This is a genomic window from Pseudomonas kilonensis, assembly GCF_001269885.1.
GTDB classification, from domain to species: domain Bacteria; phylum Pseudomonadota; class Gammaproteobacteria; order Pseudomonadales; family Pseudomonadaceae; genus Aquipseudomonas; species Aquipseudomonas kilonensis.
The window spans coordinates 55352-73015 of record NZ_LHVH01000022.1; the positions used below are offsets into that span (position 1 = coordinate 55352).

At 62.3% G+C, this 17664-nt stretch carries 14 protein-coding genes; 12 read left to right on the forward strand and 2 right to left on the reverse strand.

Annotation, left to right across the window (positions count from 1 at the left end; all coding sequences use genetic code 11):
* Positions 1-7: 7 nt before the first annotated feature.
* On the reverse strand, positions 8-1345 hold the full coding sequence (locus AD662_RS14630; RefSeq protein WP_053188262.1) for a cation:proton antiporter: 1338 nt from the start codon (positions 1343-1345) through the stop codon (positions 8-10).
* 402 nt (positions 1346-1747) lie between these two features.
* On the opposite strand from AD662_RS14630, the gene AD662_RS14635 reads away from it, so the two are divergent.
* Genes AD662_RS14635 through ligD form a run of 4 tightly spaced genes read left to right on the forward strand, consistent with a single transcriptional unit; the run spans position 1748 to position 7883 of the window.
* Complete coding sequence (locus AD662_RS14635) at positions 1748-3133, forward strand: iron-containing redox enzyme family protein (RefSeq protein WP_053188265.1); 1386 nt, start codon at positions 1748-1750, stop codon at positions 3131-3133.
* Between the two features lie 10 nt (positions 3134-3143).
* Complete coding sequence (locus tag AD662_RS14640) at positions 3144-4157, forward strand: methyltransferase (RefSeq protein ID WP_053188270.1); 1014 nt, start codon at positions 3144-3146, stop codon at positions 4155-4157.
* Positions 4129-5292: a carboxylate-amine ligase gene (locus tag AD662_RS14645; protein ID WP_053188274.1), complete on the forward strand. Its 1164-nt coding sequence runs from the start codon at positions 4129-4131 to the stop codon at positions 5290-5292. Before AD662_RS14640 ends, AD662_RS14645 begins: the two co-directional genes overlap by 29 nt.
* The gene (gene ligD, locus AD662_RS14650; protein WP_053188276.1) at positions 5289-7883 is read left to right on the forward strand and encodes a DNA ligase D; all 2595 of its coding nucleotides are present in this window, start codon (positions 5289-5291) and stop codon (positions 7881-7883) included. Before AD662_RS14645 ends, ligD begins: the two co-directional genes overlap by 4 nt.
* A gap of 67 nt (positions 7884-7950) precedes the next feature.
* Here the strand turns inward: ligD and AD662_RS14655 are convergent, their stop codons facing one another.
* Entirely contained in the window at positions 7951-9195 is a 1245-nt protein-coding gene (locus tag AD662_RS14655; RefSeq protein ID WP_053188278.1) for an acyl-CoA dehydrogenase family protein, read from the reverse strand.
* 377 nt (positions 9196-9572) lie between these two features.
* On the opposite strand from AD662_RS14655, the gene msuE reads away from it, so the two are divergent.
* The 8 genes from msuE (at position 9573) to AD662_RS14695 (ending at position 17645) form a co-directional block, all read left to right on the forward strand.
* On the forward strand, positions 9573-10136 hold the full coding sequence (gene msuE / locus AD662_RS14660; protein ID WP_053188281.1) for an FMN reductase: 564 nt from the start codon (positions 9573-9575) through the stop codon (positions 10134-10136).
* Between the two features lie 39 nt (positions 10137-10175).
* Positions 10176-11273, forward strand: a complete 1098-nt coding sequence (gene sfnG, locus AD662_RS14665) for a dimethylsulfone monooxygenase SfnG (RefSeq protein WP_018601937.1) — start codon at positions 10176-10178, stop codon at positions 11271-11273.
* A 14-nt stretch (positions 11274-11287) separates the two neighbouring features.
* A complete protein-coding gene (locus AD662_RS14670; RefSeq protein WP_053188284.1) occupies positions 11288-12448 on the forward strand; it encodes an AMP-binding protein in 1161 nt (386 codons plus the stop codon).
* Between the two features lie 13 nt (positions 12449-12461).
* Positions 12462-13244 (forward strand): ABC transporter ATP-binding protein, encoded by a 783-nt coding sequence (locus tag AD662_RS14675; RefSeq protein ID WP_053188287.1) that lies wholly within the window; start codon positions 12462-12464, stop codon positions 13242-13244.
* Positions 13245-13461: 217 nt separating this feature from the next.
* A complete protein-coding gene (locus AD662_RS14680; protein ID WP_053188290.1) occupies positions 13462-14343 on the forward strand; it encodes a branched-chain amino acid ABC transporter permease in 882 nt (293 codons plus the stop codon).
* 11 nt (positions 14344-14354) lie between these two features.
* Entirely contained in the window at positions 14355-15422 is a 1068-nt protein-coding gene (locus AD662_RS14685) for a branched-chain amino acid ABC transporter permease (RefSeq protein WP_053188293.1), read from the forward strand.
* 72 nt (positions 15423-15494) lie between these two features.
* Positions 15495-16820: an ABC transporter substrate-binding protein gene (locus tag AD662_RS14690; RefSeq protein WP_053179702.1), complete on the forward strand. Its 1326-nt coding sequence runs from the start codon at positions 15495-15497 to the stop codon at positions 16818-16820.
* A 57-nt stretch (positions 16821-16877) separates the two neighbouring features.
* The gene (locus AD662_RS14695) at positions 16878-17645 is read left to right on the forward strand and encodes an ABC transporter ATP-binding protein (protein ID WP_053188296.1); all 768 of its coding nucleotides are present in this window, start codon (positions 16878-16880) and stop codon (positions 17643-17645) included.
* The last annotated feature ends 19 nt before the right edge of the window (positions 17646-17664 follow it).

Sequence of the window (17664 nt, forward strand, 5' to 3'; positions counted from 1 at the left end):
ACTTGCCTCAGCCCGATTGCTTATGGCGCTCATACCATGTCAGGGTGGGTTGGGTCGTGACACCATGGACCAAAATACTCAAGGCCACCACTGACAGGGTGAGGTTGATGCACAGTTGCGCCACCTCCGGCTGCAGGTCATGGTTCAAGGCGAAAAACAGATAAAACAGACTGCCGATCCCGCGGATGCCAAACCAGCCGATCAGTAGCCGTTGCGGTCCGTCGAGCAGCCGCCCCCAGGGTAACGCCAGCACACTCAACGGGCGGATGACGGCAAACAGCAGTGCACCGATCGCCAAGGCCCGCCAGTCCCAATGGTTGGCCAACACCACGCCGAGCAGGGTCACCAGGAACACTTCCATCGACCGCTCCACCAGGCTGCCGAACGCGAGCATGTCGCTCATCATGACTCCAGCGGCCAATTGACCATCATCCAGCGACTCGGTATCGCCCAGGACAGCCTGCTGGGGCTCGACGGTTTCGTGGCCCACCACCGGTTGCACCAGGTGTTCTGCCGGCAGCGCCGCTTCGTCGGTGGACTTGACCTCAGCCTGGCGCAGCCCCAGGCCGGCGGCGAACACTGAGAGAAAACCGTAGCCCTGGATCCATTCGGCCACGACGTAAGCCAGGGCAATCAGCGCCAGGGCCAGGTAGTCATTGGGCGACAGCGTGCTGTCGGCATTCCTGATGCGCATCGACAAGGTCAGCTTGCCAATCCCGCGGCCCATCCAGTAGCCAACCAGCAAACCGGCCGGCACCGCCCAGAGGACGTTACGCAGCAGCCATTCGCCGAGAAAACCGCTGCCGTCGTCGCGCAGCATCAACAGGCCGAGGATCACAAAGGGAAACGCGGTGCCGTCGTTCAGTCCCGCTTCGCCCGACAGGCCGAAACGCACCCGGTCGTCATCCCGCGCATCGTTGACCTGCACCAACGCCGCCAATACCGGATCGGTGGGGGCCAATATCGCGCCGATCAGCATCGACACGCCCCAACTGAGGCCGAACAGATAATGCAATGCCAGGCACAGGCCGGCGATGCTCAGGATCATCACCGGTCCGGCCAGCCCAAAGGCCACGCGCCAGGTACGGTTCTTGAGGGGCAAACGCAACTTGAGGCCGCTGACGAACAACGAAAACACCACCGCGACCTCCGTGAGGTGTTCCATCCAGACCGACGAGTCGCTGATGTCCAGCTTCAGCACGTCCAACCCCATCGGCCCGATGGCAACGCCCAGCACCAGGCACATCGCCGAGGTGGTGACCGGCATCCAGCGCAGATAGGAGGAGGTCAGGGCCAGGGTCAGCAACACCGCACCGAGCACCGCTACCCATACCGTGAAAGTCATCGTTGCTCCTTGGATAGCAAGGGAGCCAGTTACAACACCCTGTAGGACCGCCAAGCACAATTCTGTGGCGAGGGGATTTAGCGAAACGTCGCACCGCCCTGCTGTGGGAGCAAAGCTTGCTCGCGATGCAGGAGCCTCGGTTCCAGAGAGACCGCGTTGTTTTTATCGCGGGCAAGCCTTGCTCCCACAGATAAATCCCCTCGCCACAAGGGTGTTCACTTGCTGGTATTGGCGCACTTGTCACTCATTCGAGGGCTGGAACGAAACGAGGGTTCCCCTCGTGAACGGACAACCCGTTTATCCGCCTGCCTTTCAACCCAACGGAATTTTTCGCCGTTGCCGGCGCTCTGCAACAGAAGAGACGTTCTGATTCAGCGTCCGCCGAGAACCCAAGAGGCCCTTATGACTGCGCTGACACCCCTTCAATCCCGGCCGGCCACCGTCCAGGCTGTCACCCATAACGGACACGTGCGCCAATGCTATGAGCGACTGTTCCAGGGCCCCGACGACGCCGACAAGCAAGCCGTCGCCCAAGCGTTCCTCCAGCAATGCATCGCAAAGGCTGCGACGCTCCCCCAGGAGGTGCCCGATGACCCCATGGCGCTGCAGGCCTGGGTCGAGCAGCACAGCGCCGGTGTGGCCCGGCAATACGCTGACTACCTGGAGCGGCGCAAAAATGGCGGTGCGCGGGAATTCTTCAGCGGCAGGGCCCACGCCCTGTACTTCCTGCAGGCGGTGGCGCCGACCAAACGGGTCGACGGCGCCTGGCTGTATGGCGTGGTCAAGCACTGGCACGACCACCGTTTCGAAGGGTTGCTGTGCACCTACCTGGAAGAACTGGGGGACGGTCATCCCGGGCAAAACCATGTGGTGCTCTATCGCAAATTGCTCGCCGAACACGACCTGTCGGATGCCCCGGACATCGACGATGACCTTTATCTGCAAGGTGCCGTGCAACTGGCCTTGGGTTATGCCGGTGACGAATACCTGCCGGAGGTCATCGGCTACAACCTGGGCTATGAACAATTGCCCTTGCATCTGTTGATCAGCGCCTATGAGCTGAGCGAACTGGACATCGATCCCTACTATTTCACCCTTCACGTCACCATCGACAACGCCAGCACTGGCCACGCCCATAAGGCCGTGCAGGCATTGCTGCAATTGATACCGATGGAAGCGGACCGTGAAGCTTTCTGGCACCGGGTCACATTGGGCTATCGCCTCAAGGACCTGGGGCAGGGCAGCCGGGATATCATCGCCTCGTTCGACCTGGAGCGCGAAGTGCTGGACATGCTCGAACGCAAACGCCCGTTCGGCCAGCACATGCATTCCGATTACTGCAAGTTCGAAGGCAAGACCGTCAACCAGTGGCTTGCGGTGCCAGGCCAGTTGGAAGGGTTCTTGGCGGCAATGCAGAACAAAGGTTGGATCAAACGCCATGAAGACCCGCAGAGCAGCCGCTTCTGGGCGCTGATCGACGGGGCCGGTGCGGCCATGTTCGGCGTGTTCAGCCCCTACGAAAAGCAGCTGCTGCACGATTGGATTGCCGGTGACTGGCTGGACCAGGGCACGAAGTCCGGCGCCCGGCGTGGTCCGGGTGCGGCGTGCGAGCCCACAACGCCGATGGATGATCCCGATGTGCAAAGCCTGCAACAGGCACTGCAAGGCCGCACGCCCGACGCGCAGATGCAGGTTCTGATGCCCTGGCTCTGTGCCCGTTGCCATAGCCATCCGGCCGGGCTGTTGGCGACTCGCCGCTTCATCGAACTCAAATCCGTACTTCGCTAGGGAGCCCTGCATGAATGAGGAAGAACGCCTGTGCGAGACGGACCTTGCGCTGTTGCAACTGGGCCGGCGCCTGCAAGCCGACGGCTACCGTTTCATTACCCCGACGCCGTTGACCCACGAGCGGGTCAACCAGCGGCCCGACAATGAACGCTCCAAGACCTTGCGGGACGTGTTTGGCTGGTCGCGGCCGTTTGCGCCGGGACTGATCAGCGCCGATGAACAGCGGCAACTGCAAGAAGCCCAAGTGCTGGAAGCACACGACGGCCTGCTGCGCAGCCGGGTGCGCTGGTCGAGCCTGGATGGCTTGTTGTTCGCGCATTCGCAGTTCCCCACCCAGGCCTCCGATGCGGTGTTTTTCGGCCCTGACAGCTACCGCTTCGCCCAACTGATCCATACTCATCTGCAACAGAACTTCACGGCGGTGCATCGCGCCGTGGACATCGGTTGTGGCGCCGGCGTCGGTGCGATCGTGATTGCCCGCGCCCGGCGTGAAGCGCAAGTGCTGGCGGTGGACATCAACCCGCAAGCCTTGCGCCTGAGTGCTGTGAACGCCGCGCTGGCCGAGGTGGGCAATGTCGAGGTCGCTCGTAGCGACGTGCTGCAGGACGTGCCAGGCAACTTTGACCTGATCGTCGCCAACCCGCCGTACATGGCTGATCCATCCGAGCGCGCCTATCGCCATGGCGGCGGCGCGCTGGGCGCGGGGCTGTCGTTGCGCATCGTCGAACAGGCCTTGCCCCGGCTCACACCGGGCGGCTCGCTGGTGCTCTACACCGGCGTGGCGATGGTGGATGGGCGCGACCCGTTCCTGGAAGCGCTGGGCCGATGGCGTGACTCGGCGGATTTCGGCTGGACCTACAAGGAATTGGACCCGGACGTGTTTGGTGAGGAATTGCTGACGCCGGGTTATCAGGACGTGGAAAGGATCGCCGTGGTGGCGTTGGTTGTAACCCGCATTGGCGCAGGTATCGGCGGGGCTATCGGAGGGATTATCGATGAACAGGCGCATGAAATTCGGCATTGAAGAGGAGTATTTCATCACCGATCTGCAAACCCGTTGCATGCCGGGTGAGCCACCCGCGGAGGCTGTCGCCGCGTGCCAGGCCGAGCTGGGCAAGCATTTCGCCCATGAAATGTTCCTGTGCCAGGTCGAGATGGCATCGCCCATCTTTCGCAGCCTGTCCGAGGCCGCCGACTACCTGAGCCAGGTGCGTACGGGCTTGAACCAGCGGTTGGCACCGTATGGCCTGGGTCTGCTCAGCGCCGGTTCACACCCGATGACGACCCAAGTGCTGCAGCCAACCGACGAGCTGCATTTCCAGCAACTGTTCGATGATTACCAGCGGGTGGCGCGGCGCAGCGTGCTGTCGGGCCTGCATGTCCATGTGGAAGTTCCGGCCACCCAGGATCGGGTGCGGGTCATGAATGAGATCCTGCCCTGGTTGCCGATGTTCCTGGCCCTGAGCGCTTCATCGCCGTTCTGGAACGGCGGCTACAGTGGCTTCAGCAGCTACCGACAAGTGGCCTGCGATGAATGGCCGCGCATGGGTGTGCCGGAATTTTTCGAAGACGAGTCGGCGTTCGCCCGCTACGTCGACATGCTCATGCGCACCGGGTCCATTCGCCAGCCCAGCGATTGCTGGTGGGTGATACGGCCTTCCTCACGTTACCCCACGCTGGAACTGCGCATTTGTGACGCCTGTCCTCGGGTCGACGACGTTCTCTGTCTGGTCTCGCTGTTTCGCCTGATGGTGGCCCATGCCGTGGCGCAGCGCCGGCCTGGCGCCCACTACAACCAGATGTCCCAGTGGGTCCTCAAGGAAAATCGCTGGCGGGCCAAGCGTCACGGGATTCTCGCGGAGTTTATCGTCGAGGGGCAGGAGCAGCCGATGCTGATCGGTGAATGGCTGACCCTGGCCGAGCAAACCTTCGGTGAGACCGCAGCAGAGCTGGGTGTCCAGGACGTGTTCAAGCAGGTGCGCCGCATGGTGCAGGAAGGCACCAGCGCCGACCGGCAAATCGTCCTCTTCGAACAGGGGCTGCTGCTGGGCGATTCCGTCGAACAGGCCTTGTGCCGCGTGGTCGATCAATTACTCGCGGAAACCGCCGGGCTGCCGGTCGCTGATCCGGCGTTGCAACAGGTGGCAGGTGGTGCATGAGCCGCAAGACCCTGGACGACTACAACCGCATGCGCGACTTCGCCGCCACCCCGGAGCCGGCGGCGAAGCGCTCGCGCAAATCGGCAAGAAGCGCCCATGCCTTGCAGTTCTGTATTCAAAAACACGACGCTTCGCGGCTGCATTACGACTTTCGGCTGGAGCTGGACGGTGCGCTCAAGAGTTGGGCGGTGCCCAAGGGCCCCTCCCTGGACCCGAAAGCCAAGCGCCTGGCGGTGCATGTCGAAGACCATCCGCTGGATTACGCCACGTTCGAAGGCAACATTCCCGAGGGCCATTACGGCGCCGGTGACGTTATCGTCTGGGACCGGGGCGTCTGGATTCCCCAGGATGATCCCCATGAGGCCTATGAAAAAGGCCGGCTCAAGTTCGAACTGCAAGGCGAAAAGCTCAGCGGCCTGTGGAACCTGGTGCGCACCCACATGCCCGGCAAGCAGGAGCAGTGGTTCCTGATCAAGCATCAGGACCAGGCCGCCCGCCCCGAGAGCGAATACGACGTGGTCCAGGCCGAACCGGACAGCGTGCTCAGCGATCGCACCCTCGTGCCCAAGCGCCGCGGCAAGGCCGCTACCGCCAAAGCGGTGAAACAAGCGGAAAAAGCCGTCCAGCCGAAATCGCCGAAACGCCCCTCGAAAACCATCCTGAGCGGCGCGGTCGCCGAGCCGTTGCCGGAAACCCTCAAGCCGGAACTGGCAACGCTGGTGGACAGCGCGCCCGACGGCGATTGGCTCTATGAGATCAAGTTCGACGGTTACCGGGTCATGGCGCGCATTGAAAGCGGCGATGTAAAGCTGCTCACCCGCAACGGCCATGATTGGACCCATAAATTGCCAAGACAGGCCGAAGCCTTGGCTGCGCTGGGCTTGGAATCGGCCTGGCTAGACGGCGAGATGGTCGTTGCCAACGACCAGGGCGTGCCGGACTTCCAGGCCTTGCAAAATGCCTTCGAGGCCGGCAGCAGCGGCAAGATCGCCTATTACCTGTTCGACATGCCTTACCTTAACGGCATGGATTTGCGCAAAGTTCCGGTGCAAGAGCGCCGGGCGGCTTTGGCCGCAGTGCTGGAGCCCAACGAAAGCCCCTTGCTGCGGTTTTCCGATGCTTTCGAGGAAACCCCCGAAGCGTTGCTCAACAGCGCCTGCCAGATGCGGATGGAAGGGTTGATCGGCAAGCGCATCGGCAGTGCCTATGTGTCCAGGCGCAGCAACGACTGGATCAAGCTCAAGTGCAAGAATCGCCAGGAGTTCGTGGTGGTGGGCTTCAGCGAGCCCAAGGGCGCTCGCAGCGCCTTCGGTGCCTTGCTGCTGGGGCTGCATGATGCCGACAGCGGCCAGTTACGCTACGCCGGCAAGGTCGGCACCGGGTTCAACGAAACCAACCTTAGAAGCATCTACCAGCAACTGCTGCCCCTGGAGACGAAAAAGGCCGCCGTGGTGAATCCGCCCACCGGTTACGAAGCCAAGGGCGTGCACTGGCTCGAACCGACGCTGTTGGCCGAAGTGGCCTTTGCCGAGATGACCAAGGAAGGTTCGGTGCGCCATGCGGTCTTCCATGGCATGCGCGACGACAAGCCGGCCAAGGACATCACCCAGGAGCTGGCCAAGCCTGTGAAAAAAACCACCGCAGCGAAGAAAACCCGGGGCAAATCTGAACCAGACGTGGTATCGCCCATGGACGGCAAGGTCCGCATCACCCACCCGGAGCGGGTCATTGATGCCAGCAGCGGCACCACCAAGCTGCAACTGGCCGAGTACTACGCCAGCGTGGCCGAGTTCATCCTGCCGGAACTGGCGGATCGCCCGGTGGCTTTGGTCAGGGCGCCGGATGGCATCGCCGGGGAGCTGTTCTTCCAGAAGAACGCCGAGCGCCTGGCGATTCCCGGCATCAGCCGTCTGGACAAGGAACTGACCGGGCAGCCGGTGATGATCATCAACAACGCCGAGGCGCTGATCGGCGCGGTGCAGATGAGCACGGTGGAACTGCACACCTGGAATGCCACCTCGGTCGATCTGGACAAGCCTGACCGCTTCGTCCTCGACCTTGACCCGGACCCGGCCTTGCCCTGGAAAAGCATGGTCGAGGCGACGCAGCTCACGCTATCGGTGCTCGATGAGCTGGGGCTCAAGGCGTTTCTCAAGACCAGCGGTGGCAAGGGCATCCATGTGGTGGTGCCGCTGACGCGCAAACTGGGTTGGGACGAGGTCAAGGGGTTCAGCCATGCGATTGTCAGTCACATGGCCAAGCTGCTGCCGGACCGTTTCTCGGCAGTGTCCGGGCCGAAGAACCGGGTAGGGCGGATCTTCATCGATTATCTGCGTAATGGGTTGGGCGCCACCACCATCTGTGCCTACGCGGCCCGGACTCGGGAAGGGTTGCCGGTTTCGGTGCCGATTTTTCGCGAGGAAGTGGCTGAACTCAAGGGCGCGAATCTTTGGAATGTGCGCAATGTTCATGAGCGGCTGGCGGAAGTTGGGCATGAGCCTTGGGCTGGGCTGAAGACAACTCGGCAGAGTATTACTGCTGAGATGCGACGACGCATCGGCATGAAGAAGACCGTGAAGTCACGTATTTGAGGGGGGTGTGCATATCCATTGCTGCGGTAACGGATATGCCCACCGGCCTACCTACGCCCCCCGCCAATCACTGTTGTTTCGATCCCCCGCCAATCTGCCAGACATACGGCGGTTCCGTGCCGTTGATTTCCCAATCACCAATAATGCGCTCCTTGTAGATCAGCGGATTGTGCGAAGCGGCGGTGCGGGCGTTGCGCCAGTGGCGGTCGAGGGCCTTGCTGGTGCTGGTGGCCGAGGCACCAAGGGCATTGAACAGCTCGCTGGTGGCACGTAGCACCAGGTCGGAAATAACCACCTGGGCCTGGGCCGATTCCAGTTCGGCGGCGATGTTGGCGGCGTGTTCGGTCGCGTCGTTCTGACTGAAGCGGCTTTCGTAGGCGCGTTGGGAGGCGCTCGCGGCTCGCAGGGCAGTGGCTTGGGCGGCATAGACCTGGGCCGAGGCCCTACCGACCACTTGCTGCACCTGCACATCCTGGCTCACTTCGCTGGCGTTGCCGGTGCTGAAGACCCGCGTGCGTTTGCGCACTTGCTCGGTAATGTCATGAACCGCCGCGCGGCCGGCACCGGTCAGCACGGCCAGCAACACCAGTTGATAAAACGCGGTCTGGTATTTGAAGCGAGTAGAGAAGTCGATGAGATTGTCCGCCTCGACCAACGCATTCTCGAACAGCGACGTGCCGCTGCCGGTGGTGCGTTGGCCAAAACCGTCCCAGTCATCGCTTTGCTTGACGCCCGGCTGGTGCACGCGCACGGCGGCAATCACGTCGGCGCCGTTGTCGTCGCGCTGGGCATACACGTCGATCCAGTCGGCGAAGATACTGCCGGTGCTGTAGTACTTGGTGCCGTTGACCACCCATTGATCGCCTTGCCGGGAAACCCGAGTAACGACGTCGCCGATTTTCACCGTGCCGACTTCCGTCCAGGCGTTGCCCACCAGTTCACCCTCGACGAAGCGCTTGAACCAGATGTCTTGTGGGCTGCTGGCGTGGGCGTTGAGACGGTCCTCGACAAATGCAAAGTGCCCGCGCAGCGCCTGGGGCAGGTTGGAATCGGCTTCGGCCAGTTCGATCAGCAGTTGCAACAGCTGCGGCAACGAAGCCCCGGCGCCGCCATATTCGACCGGTACGCGAATGGCTCCAAAGCCTGCTTCCTTCAGCCATTTCACCTGTTCAAAAGGCAAGCTGCGCGTCTGCTCACGCTCCAGGGCGCCGGCCTGGATGCGTGCAAAGATCGGCCGAAAGCGTTCGGCCAAGGGCTCATAGTCGGTGCCGGTGGACAGGATCGGTGGCAGGTGTTGTTGCTGTGCGGTCATGGTGAGGTTCCTTCTTATGACGAATAGGTGGGCAGGGGGAGAAACCTGCCGGTGCCAGCGGCTATTGCACAGTCCGTGCCCGAGCCCAGATGCCCGTAAATACGGGGCTTGTACAGCGTTCATCAGCGCAGGGGCTGTCCTTGCCGAGGACAATCTGTTGCACAACTGTGTGTCGGGCAACAGTTGCTGCCACGGATATCGACGCAGCGGATGTTCGCCACGCAACAGTGGATCAACAGCTTGTCCGTCAAGCGACAGTGACATGATCCGACAAAGCTCCTAACGCATTGATTAATAAATGAATATTCAACTGGCACGGTTGCTGCTCTACACCTTGTGCAGACGCTGAGGTGGCGTCTCCAGGCATGGGGTAAGCGATGAGCAAGCAATTCAAAGTGGTGGCGGTTTCAGGCAGCGTGCAGCACCCGTCACGCACGCTGGTCCTGCTCCAGGCATTGGTCGACAGGCTCGCGCAGCAACTGCCGATCGAGCTGCGTTTGATCGAACTGGCCAAGGTCGGCCCCCAGTTCGCCGGGGTCTTGCGTCGCGAGGCGTTGCCGGCTGCCGTGCAGGATGACCTGCAGGCCATTGAGTCGGCTGATCTGTTGATTGCCGCCAGCCCGGTGTATCGGGCCTCGTACACCGGCCTGTTCAAGCACCTGTTCGATTTCGTTCATCACGAAGCCCTCAAGAATGTACCGGTGCTGCTGGCCGCGACGGGGGGCTCGGATCGCCATGCCTTGATCATCGATCACCAACTGCGGCCCCTGTTCGGCTTCTTCCAGGCCCTGAGCCTGCCGGTGGGGGTCTATGCCAGCGAAACCGATTTCAGCCAATACCAGATATCCAGCGCACAGGTACTGGAGCGTATCGAGCGCGCCGTCGAGTCGGCGTTGCTGAGCCTGGTCCCGAGCGTTCGACGCGACGCCAGTGCCGCCTGATCAATTTCTTCTTTCAAAACGAGCCGTGGAGTACATGCAATGAGCCAGGACACGATCAAATTTGCCTACTGGGTGCCCAACGTCAGTGGCGGGCTGGTGGTCAGCAAAATCGAGCAACGCACCGACTGGGGCATCGACTACAACCGCAAGCTGGCCCAGATCGCTGAAGCGGCCGGCTTCGACTACGCCCTGTCCCAAGTGCGCTTTACCGCCGGTTACGGCGCCGAATACCAGCACGAGTCCGTAGCGTTCAGTCATGCCTTGCTGGCCGCCACCACGCGCCTGAAAGTCATCGCCGCAGTGTTGCCTGGGCCGTGGACGCCGTCGGTGTTGGCCAAGCAGATCGCAACCATCGATCACCTGACCGGCGGCCGGGTGGCGGTCAACATCGTGTCGGGTTGGTTCAAGGGCGAGTTCACCGCCATTGGCGAGCCGTGGCTGGAGCACGATGAGCGCTATCGCCGTTCCGAAGAGTTCATCACCGCGCTCAAGGGCATCTGGACCACCGACAACTTCACCTTGCGCGGTGACTTCTATCGCTTCCACGACTACACCCTCAAGCCGAAACCACTGCAGCAGCAACCGGAGATCTTCCAGGGCGGCAGCTCGCGTGCGGCGCGGGACATGGCCGCACGGGTATCGGACTGGTACTTCACCAACGGCAATACCGTGGAAGGCGTCAAGGCGCAGATCGATGACCTCCAGGCAAAAGCCGCGGCCAACAACCACAAGGTCAAGGTCGGTGTAAACGCCTTCGTCATTGCTCGCGACACCGAAGAAGAGGCGCGTGCGGTCCTTGCCCAGATCATCGACCAGGCCGACCCCGAGGCCGTCAATGCCTTTGGCGATGCGGCGAAGCAGGCCGGCAAGTCCAGCCCGGAAGGCGAGGGCAACTGGGCCAAGTCCAGCTTCGAGGACCTGGTGCAGTACAACGATGGCTTCAAGACCAACCTGATCGGCACACCGCAGCAGATCGCCGAACGCATCGTCGCGCTGAAGGCGGTGGGTGTGGATCTGGTGCTCGCCGGCTTTCTGCACTTCCAGGAAGAAGTCGAGTATTTCGGCCGTAAGGTCCTGCCGCTGGTGCGTGAGCTGGAGCAACACAAAGTGGCAGCCAAAACGGCGGCAGTCGCTTAGGCGCGGGAGGCAGCATGGGCACGTTCACCGACACTCTCGACGCGGCACCGGCCAGCTTGCCCCAGTGGTTGCAGCAACAGGCGCATCGGCATGGCGCGGATGTCGCGCTGCGCCATAAGCACTTGGGTGTCTGGCAGGAGCGAAGCTGGGCGCAAGTGGCCGATGAGGTGCGCCGTTTGGCGAGTGCCCTGCAAGCCCGCGGTTTTTCAGCGGGCGCGACCCTGACGATCATCAGCCGACCGCGGCCGCAGGCGCTGCTTGCAGCATTGGCTGCGCAATGGTTGGGTGGTGTGGCGAGCATGTTCGACCCGCTGGAAGCAGCGGCCGAACAGGTGCCACGGCTCGGCGCGTTGCAGCCGGATTTCGTCCTGGTCGAAGGCCTGGAGGAGATGCTGCGTCTGCGTGCGGCGCAGGTGGCTGCGCGTGTGCTGGTTTATCTCGACAAGCGTGGCCTGGCCGATTCGACGCCATTCGTTCAAGCGCTGGATTACGCCGCGCTGGTTGCCGAGCAGCCAACCAATGAACGGGCACCGCAAGGGCGAGTGCTGCAAACGGCCTTTGTGTTTTATCGCGGGGCTGGGCAGGCGATTGAAGAGCAACGCGTCAGCCACGCCGAGCTGCTGCAGGAGGGCCAGCGGTTGCTGACGCGCGAAGGCCTGGGACGGCAGGAAGAGGCATTGGCCGCCCGGGCGTTCGCCTCGGGTGGACAAGCCCGCTATCTGCTGGCGCCCTGGTTGATTGCCGGTTTTCGCCTGAATTTTCCAGAAAACCTGGCGACTCGTGATCGCGACCGCCGCGAGCTGGGCCCGACGCTGGTGGCCGGAACGCGCGAAACCTATGAGCGTTTGTACCGTTATGCGCTGGAGCGTTTGCCGGCGCCGGGCAGTTGGTCGCGTGGGCTGGTGGACTGGGCGTTGGCGGCCCATCCCGACGTCTTGCAACGGCATCTGGGTGACTGGCTGGTGCGCCGGCCTTTGCGCGATGTGCTGGGGTTCTCCCGGACCCGCGCACCGCTGCTGGTGGGCGATGCGTTGTCGCCCGAAACCCAGGCGTTTTTCCAGGCATTGGGTATCAGGGTTCGCCAGTGGGGCGATGCGGCCCACTGGGAAGCACCGACGTATCTTGTGCAGCAAACCACCGATGACTGGACCGGGCGCCAGTCGCAATTGGCCTGAGAGGAGACGCGCCATGACCGAGACGGCCACCGCGCATTTGCTGGAGCTGGAGCATATTTCACTGTCATTCAAAGGCGTCAAAGCGGTCACGGACATCAGCTTTCGTGTCGCCACCGCAGAGATCTGCGCCTTGATCGGCCCCAACGGTGCCGGCAAGAGCTCGCTGCTGAATGTCATCAGCGGCGTGTACCAGGCCCAGGAGGGGCGTATCCGTTTTGATCGACAGGAGCGGCGCCGGATGCGCCCCCACGATGTGGCGGTACGCGGCATCGCCCGCACGTTCCAGAACATTGCGCTGTTCAAGGGTATGAGCGTGCTCGACAACGTGCTCACCGGACGCAACCTCAAGCGGCGCAGCACTTGGATCGAGCAGGCGCTGCGCATCGGTCGCGCTCGGGCCGAGGATGACCGCCAGCGCGAAGCGGCCGAGCGCGTTATCGCGTTCCTGCATTTGCAGCCCTGGCGCGACACCCTGGTGGGTACGTTGCCCTATGGCTTGCAGAAGCGGGTGGAGCTGGCCCGGGCGCTGGCGGCGGAGCCTCGGCTGTTGCTGCTGGACGAACCCATGGCCGGGATGAACGCCGACGAGAAGCAGCAGATGAGCCGCTTCATCGTCGACATCAATCGTGAACTGGGCACCACCGTGGTGTTGATCGAGCACGATATCGGCGTGGTCATGGACATCAGCGACCACGTGGTGGTGCTCGATTACGGTCGCAAGATCGGCGACGGCTCGCCCGAAGACGTACGGCAGAACCCCGAGGTGATTTCGGCCTACCTGGGCACTCGCCACTGACACTGGATATTCGACGCCTTCGCGCTGGGCTCTGTAGGAGCTGGCGAAGGCTCGGGCCGCGTTCGGACGATCTTTTGACTTTTCGCTTGAGACTCAAGTGTCTGGAAAAAGATCGCAGCCTCGCTCCGCTCGACAGCTCCTACCGCGCAGCCCAGCGGGAGCAATCTCTGGCCACAGGATCCTCGTTTGTATTAGCTGAACAGCATTAGGAACAGACATGGAATTTTTCTTTGAAGTATTGATTGGCGGGTTGTTGGCGGGGGTGATGTACGCCTTGGTGGCCATCGGTTTTGTGCTGATCTACAAGGCCTCCGGGGTGTTCAATTTCGCCCAGGGCGCGATGGTGCTGTTTTCGGCGCTGATCTTTGTCAGCCTGCTGGAGCGCGGCGTGCCGTTCTGGCTAGCGTTCCTCATCAGCCTGACGGCCATGGTACTGATCGCCGTGGCGGTGGAGCGGGTGGTGCTGCGCCCTTTGGTCAACCGTTCGCCGATCACGCTGTTCATGGCCACCCTCGGGCTGTCCTACGTCATCGAAGGCTTCGCCCAGGCGCTGTGGGGCGCCCAGGTGCATGGCCTGGAGCTGGGCATCAGCGACGAACCGCTGGCGCTGGGCGGGATGTTGTTGTCGCAGTTCGACATTTTTGCCGCGTTGACGGCGGCGGTCCTGGTGCTGCTGCTGTCCTGGCTGTTCAACAAGACCCGGCTCGGATTGTCGTTGCGGGCGGTGGCCGATGACCCGCTGGCGGCACTGGCCGTGGGCATCCGCTTGCAGCGAGTGTGGGTGGTGGTGTGGGCGGTGGCAGGGTTTGTCGGGTTGGTCGCCGGACTGCTCTGGGGCGCTCGCCTCGGTGTGCAGTTCTCGCTCTCGCTGGTGGTGCTCAAGGCCTTGCCGGTGCTGATCATCGGCGGCTTCACCTCCATCAGCGGCGCGATTGTCGGCGGCTTGATCATCGGCGCCTCGGAGAAGCTGGCGGAGGTTTACCTCGGGCCCTTCATCGGTAGCGGCATCGAGAACTGGTTTCCCTACGTGCTGGCGCTGCTGTTTTTGCTGGTGCGGCCGGCGGGGTTGTTTGGCGAACGGGCCATCGAACGGGTTTAGGGGAGCGCATCATGTTTTATCGAGAAGCAGGCCAGTTCAACACCCGCTATGCCCAGGACCGCCGGGTCTTCGCGCTGCGCCAGGACCGTCATGGGCTGGTCGCGTTGCTGCTGTTTGCTTTCGTCGTGGTGCCCTGGCTGGGCAATGACTACTGGTTCAGCGCGATCCTGATTCCATTCCTGGTGCTGTCCCTGGCCGGGTTGGGGCTCAATTTGCTCACGGGTTATGCCGGGCAACTGTCCCTCGGTTCTGCGGCGTTCATGGCGGTGGGGGCCTTTGCCACCTACAACCTTGAAATACGGGTCAGCGGCTTGCCGTTGTTGGTCAGCATCGTCCTGGGCGGGTTGACGGCGGCGTTGGTGGCGGTGCTGTTCGGCCTGCCGAGTTTACGCATCAAGGGCTTCTACCTGCTGGTCTCGACCCTGGCGGCGCAGTTCTTCGTGACCTGGGCGCTGACCCGGTTCAGTTGGTTTTCCAACAACAGCGCCTCGGGCGTGATCAGCGCGCCACGCCTGGAGGTATTTGGGGTGAACCTCGACGCGCCAGCCGGTCGCTATCTGCTGACCCTGAGCGTGGTGGTAGCGCTGTTCTGGCTGGGCAAGAACCTGGTGCGCAGCGAGTTGGGGCGCAACTGGATGGCGGTGCGCGACATGGACACCGCCGCCGCGGTCATCGGCATTGCATTGGCAAAAACCAAGTTGCTGGCGTTCGCCATCAGCGGTTTTTTCCTCGGGGTGGCCGGCGCGCTCTGGGCCTTCGCTTACCTGGGCACGGTGGAGCCCCACGGGTTCGACCTCAATCGGTCGTTCCAGATTCTGTTCATCATCATTATCGGCGGCCTCGGCAGCCTGCTGGGCAACTTCCTCGGCGCGGCCTTCATCGTGCTGTTTCCGGTGTTGCTCTCGAACCTGGTGTCGCTGCTGCCCGGCGGGCTGGTGGACGCCGGCCAGGTGGAGAACCTGCAGAAAATGATATTCGGCGCCCTGATCATCCTGTTCCTGATCAAGGAGCCAGAGGGCCTTGCGCGCCTCTGGCAGAGATTTCGCCAGCGCGCTCGGCTGTGGCCGTTGCGCTACTGAGCGAACCGCACTACGCGGGTTTGCAGTTCCATTTTGTTGGCTTACCTATGGCTTCATAACAAGGAAAATCCGATGTTCAAACGATCATTCGCCAGCAGCCTGGCACTGGCCCTGAGCCTCACCGCCGCGGCCTTCACCGTCCAGGCGGACAACGAACAATACTTCCCGCTGCAAAGCTATCGCGTCGGCCCTTATGCGGCCGGCGGCACCGGTTTTTTCGGCGGTTTTATCGACTACCTCAAGTACGTCAACGCCAATGGCGGCGTGAATGGCGTCAAGCTGACCTGGAGCGAGTGCGAAACCGAATACGTGGTCGAAAAAGGCGTCGAGTGCTACGAGCGCCTGAAGAAAGGCTTGAACGGCGCGCCGGCGGCGGCCACCAACCCATTATCGGTGGGCATTGCCTACGCCACGCTGGAGCGTTCGACGGCCGACAAACTGCCGCTGATCACCATCAACCACGGTCGTACGGACTCCACCGACGGCAGCGTGTTTCCCTACGTCTTCCCGTTGCAGTTGAACCCGTATTCCGAAGTGTCGGCGATCATCAACTACATCGGCCAGAGGGCCGGGGGGTTGGACAAGCTCAAGGGCTTGAAGATCGTCACCCTGTATCACGGCTCGCCCTACGGCAAGGAAACCAACGAGGTGCTGCAAACCCTGGCCGCCAAGTACGGTTTTGCGCTGACCTTGCTGGAGGTGCCGCACCCGGGCAACGAGCAACAATCGCAATGGCTGAATATCCGTCGGGAAAAACCTGATTGGGTGATCCTGCGCGGTTGGGGCGTGATGAACCCGGTGGCGCTGAAAACCGCGCAGAAAGTCGGTTTCCCGGCCGACCACATCATCGGCAACATCTGGAGCAATTCAGAGGATGACGCCGCGCCGGCCGGTGCCGCGGCCAAGGGTTTCATCGCCATCACCACGCACCCTTCGGGCACCGATTTCCCGGTGTTGCAGGGCATCAAGAAACAAGTGGTCGACGCCGGCCATGGCGACCTGGCCGACCCCAAGCGTTTCGGCACGGTGTATTACAACCTCGGCGTGGTCAACGGCATTCTCAACGTAGAGGCGCTGCGCATTGCCCAGCAGAAATTCGGCAAGCAACCCCTGACCGGCGAGCAAGTGCGCTGGGGCTTCGAGAACCTCAAGCTCGACGACGCCCGGCTCAAGGAACTCGGGGCGTTGGGCCTGGTGCAGCCGTTGCAGTTGTCGTGCTCGGACCATGAAGGCGGTGGTGCGGTGCGCTTCCAGCAATGGGACGGTACCCAGTGGAAGCTGATCAGTGACTGGGTACAGGCTGACCGCGCCTTGCTGCGACCGATCATCGAAGCGTCTTCGCACCAGTACGCCCGGGAAAAAGGCATTACCCCGCGTGATTGCAGCAAGGAATCCTGAGGCGTCACGGCGACCGGGCGGGCGTGTCCGGTCGCTACTTGAAAAAGGCGAAACAGCATGACGACGAACGTGCCGATTCTGCAGATCGACGATATTGAAGTCCTCTACGAACAGACCATCCTGGCCGTGCGCAGCGTGTCGCTGGAGGTGGCCAAAGGGCAGGTGGTGGTGCTGCTGGGCGCCAACGGCGCGGGAAAAAGCACGACGTTGAAGGCAGCTTCCAACCTGGTGCGCGCTGAACGGGGCGAAGTGGTGCGGGGGCGGATCGTCTACCAGGGACGGGAGGTGACCCACAGCGCGCCTCACACCTTGGCGGCGAGCGGCTTGGTGCAAGTGCTCGAAGGGCGGCATTGTTTTGCCCAGTTGACCGTGGAGGAGAACCTCTTGGCCGGTGCCTTGGCGCGTCAGGTGCCGCGGCGCCAGTTATTGGCTGAGCTGGAGTTGGTCTATGGCCATTTTCCCCGCCTGAAATTGCGGCGCAAAAGCCTGGCCGGCTACACCTCGGGCGGCGAGCAACAGATGATCGCGATAGGGCGTGCACTGATGGCCAGACCGCAACTGGTCTTGTTGGACGAGCCGTCGATGGGCCTGGCGCCGCAGATCGTCGAGGAAATCTTCGAGATCGTCCGCCAACTCAATCAGCGCGATGGCGTCAGTTTCCTGATTGCCGAACAGAACATCAACGTCGCCCTGCGCTATGCCCACTATGGCTACGTGTTGGAAAGCGGTCGTGTGGTCAGTGAAGGCAGCGCCGAGCAACTGGCGGCCCGCGGCGACCTACAGGATTTCTACCTGGGAACGCGGACGAGGGGCCAGGAAGCATGATCGTTCCCACGCTCCAGCG

What these genes read in the sequence shown, in the direction of transcription:
- AD662_RS14630 (WP_053188262.1), bottom strand. Translation starts at nt 1,345, where the DNA reads ATGACTTTCACGGTATGGGTAGCGGTGCTCGGTGCGGTGTTGCTGACC.
- AD662_RS14635 (WP_053188265.1), top strand. Translation starts at nt 1,748, where the DNA reads ATGACTGCGCTGACACCCCTTCAATCCCGGCCGGCCACCGTCCAGGCT.
- AD662_RS14640 (WP_053188270.1), top strand. Translation starts at nt 3,144, where the DNA reads ATGAATGAGGAAGAACGCCTGTGCGAGACGGACCTTGCGCTGTTGCAA.
- AD662_RS14645 (WP_053188274.1), top strand. Translation starts at nt 4,129, where the DNA reads ATGAACAGGCGCATGAAATTCGGCATTGAAGAGGAGTATTTCATCACC.
- ligD (WP_053188276.1), top strand. Translation starts at nt 5,289, where the DNA reads ATGAGCCGCAAGACCCTGGACGACTACAACCGCATGCGCGACTTCGCC.
- AD662_RS14655 (WP_053188278.1), bottom strand. Translation starts at nt 9,195, where the DNA reads ATGACCGCACAGCAACAACACCTGCCACCGATCCTGTCCACCGGCACC.
- msuE (WP_053188281.1), top strand. Translation starts at nt 9,573, where the DNA reads ATGAGCAAGCAATTCAAAGTGGTGGCGGTTTCAGGCAGCGTGCAGCAC.
- sfnG (WP_018601937.1), top strand. Translation starts at nt 10,176, where the DNA reads ATGAGCCAGGACACGATCAAATTTGCCTACTGGGTGCCCAACGTCAGT.
- AD662_RS14670 (WP_053188284.1), top strand. Translation starts at nt 11,288, where the DNA reads ATGGGCACGTTCACCGACACTCTCGACGCGGCACCGGCCAGCTTGCCC.
- AD662_RS14675 (WP_053188287.1), top strand. Translation starts at nt 12,462, where the DNA reads ATGACCGAGACGGCCACCGCGCATTTGCTGGAGCTGGAGCATATTTCA.
- AD662_RS14680 (WP_053188290.1), top strand. Translation starts at nt 13,462, where the DNA reads ATGGAATTTTTCTTTGAAGTATTGATTGGCGGGTTGTTGGCGGGGGTG.
- AD662_RS14685 (WP_053188293.1), top strand. Translation starts at nt 14,355, where the DNA reads ATGTTTTATCGAGAAGCAGGCCAGTTCAACACCCGCTATGCCCAGGAC.
- AD662_RS14690 (WP_053179702.1), top strand. Translation starts at nt 15,495, where the DNA reads ATGTTCAAACGATCATTCGCCAGCAGCCTGGCACTGGCCCTGAGCCTC.
- AD662_RS14695 (WP_053188296.1), top strand. Translation starts at nt 16,878, where the DNA reads ATGACGACGAACGTGCCGATTCTGCAGATCGACGATATTGAAGTCCTC.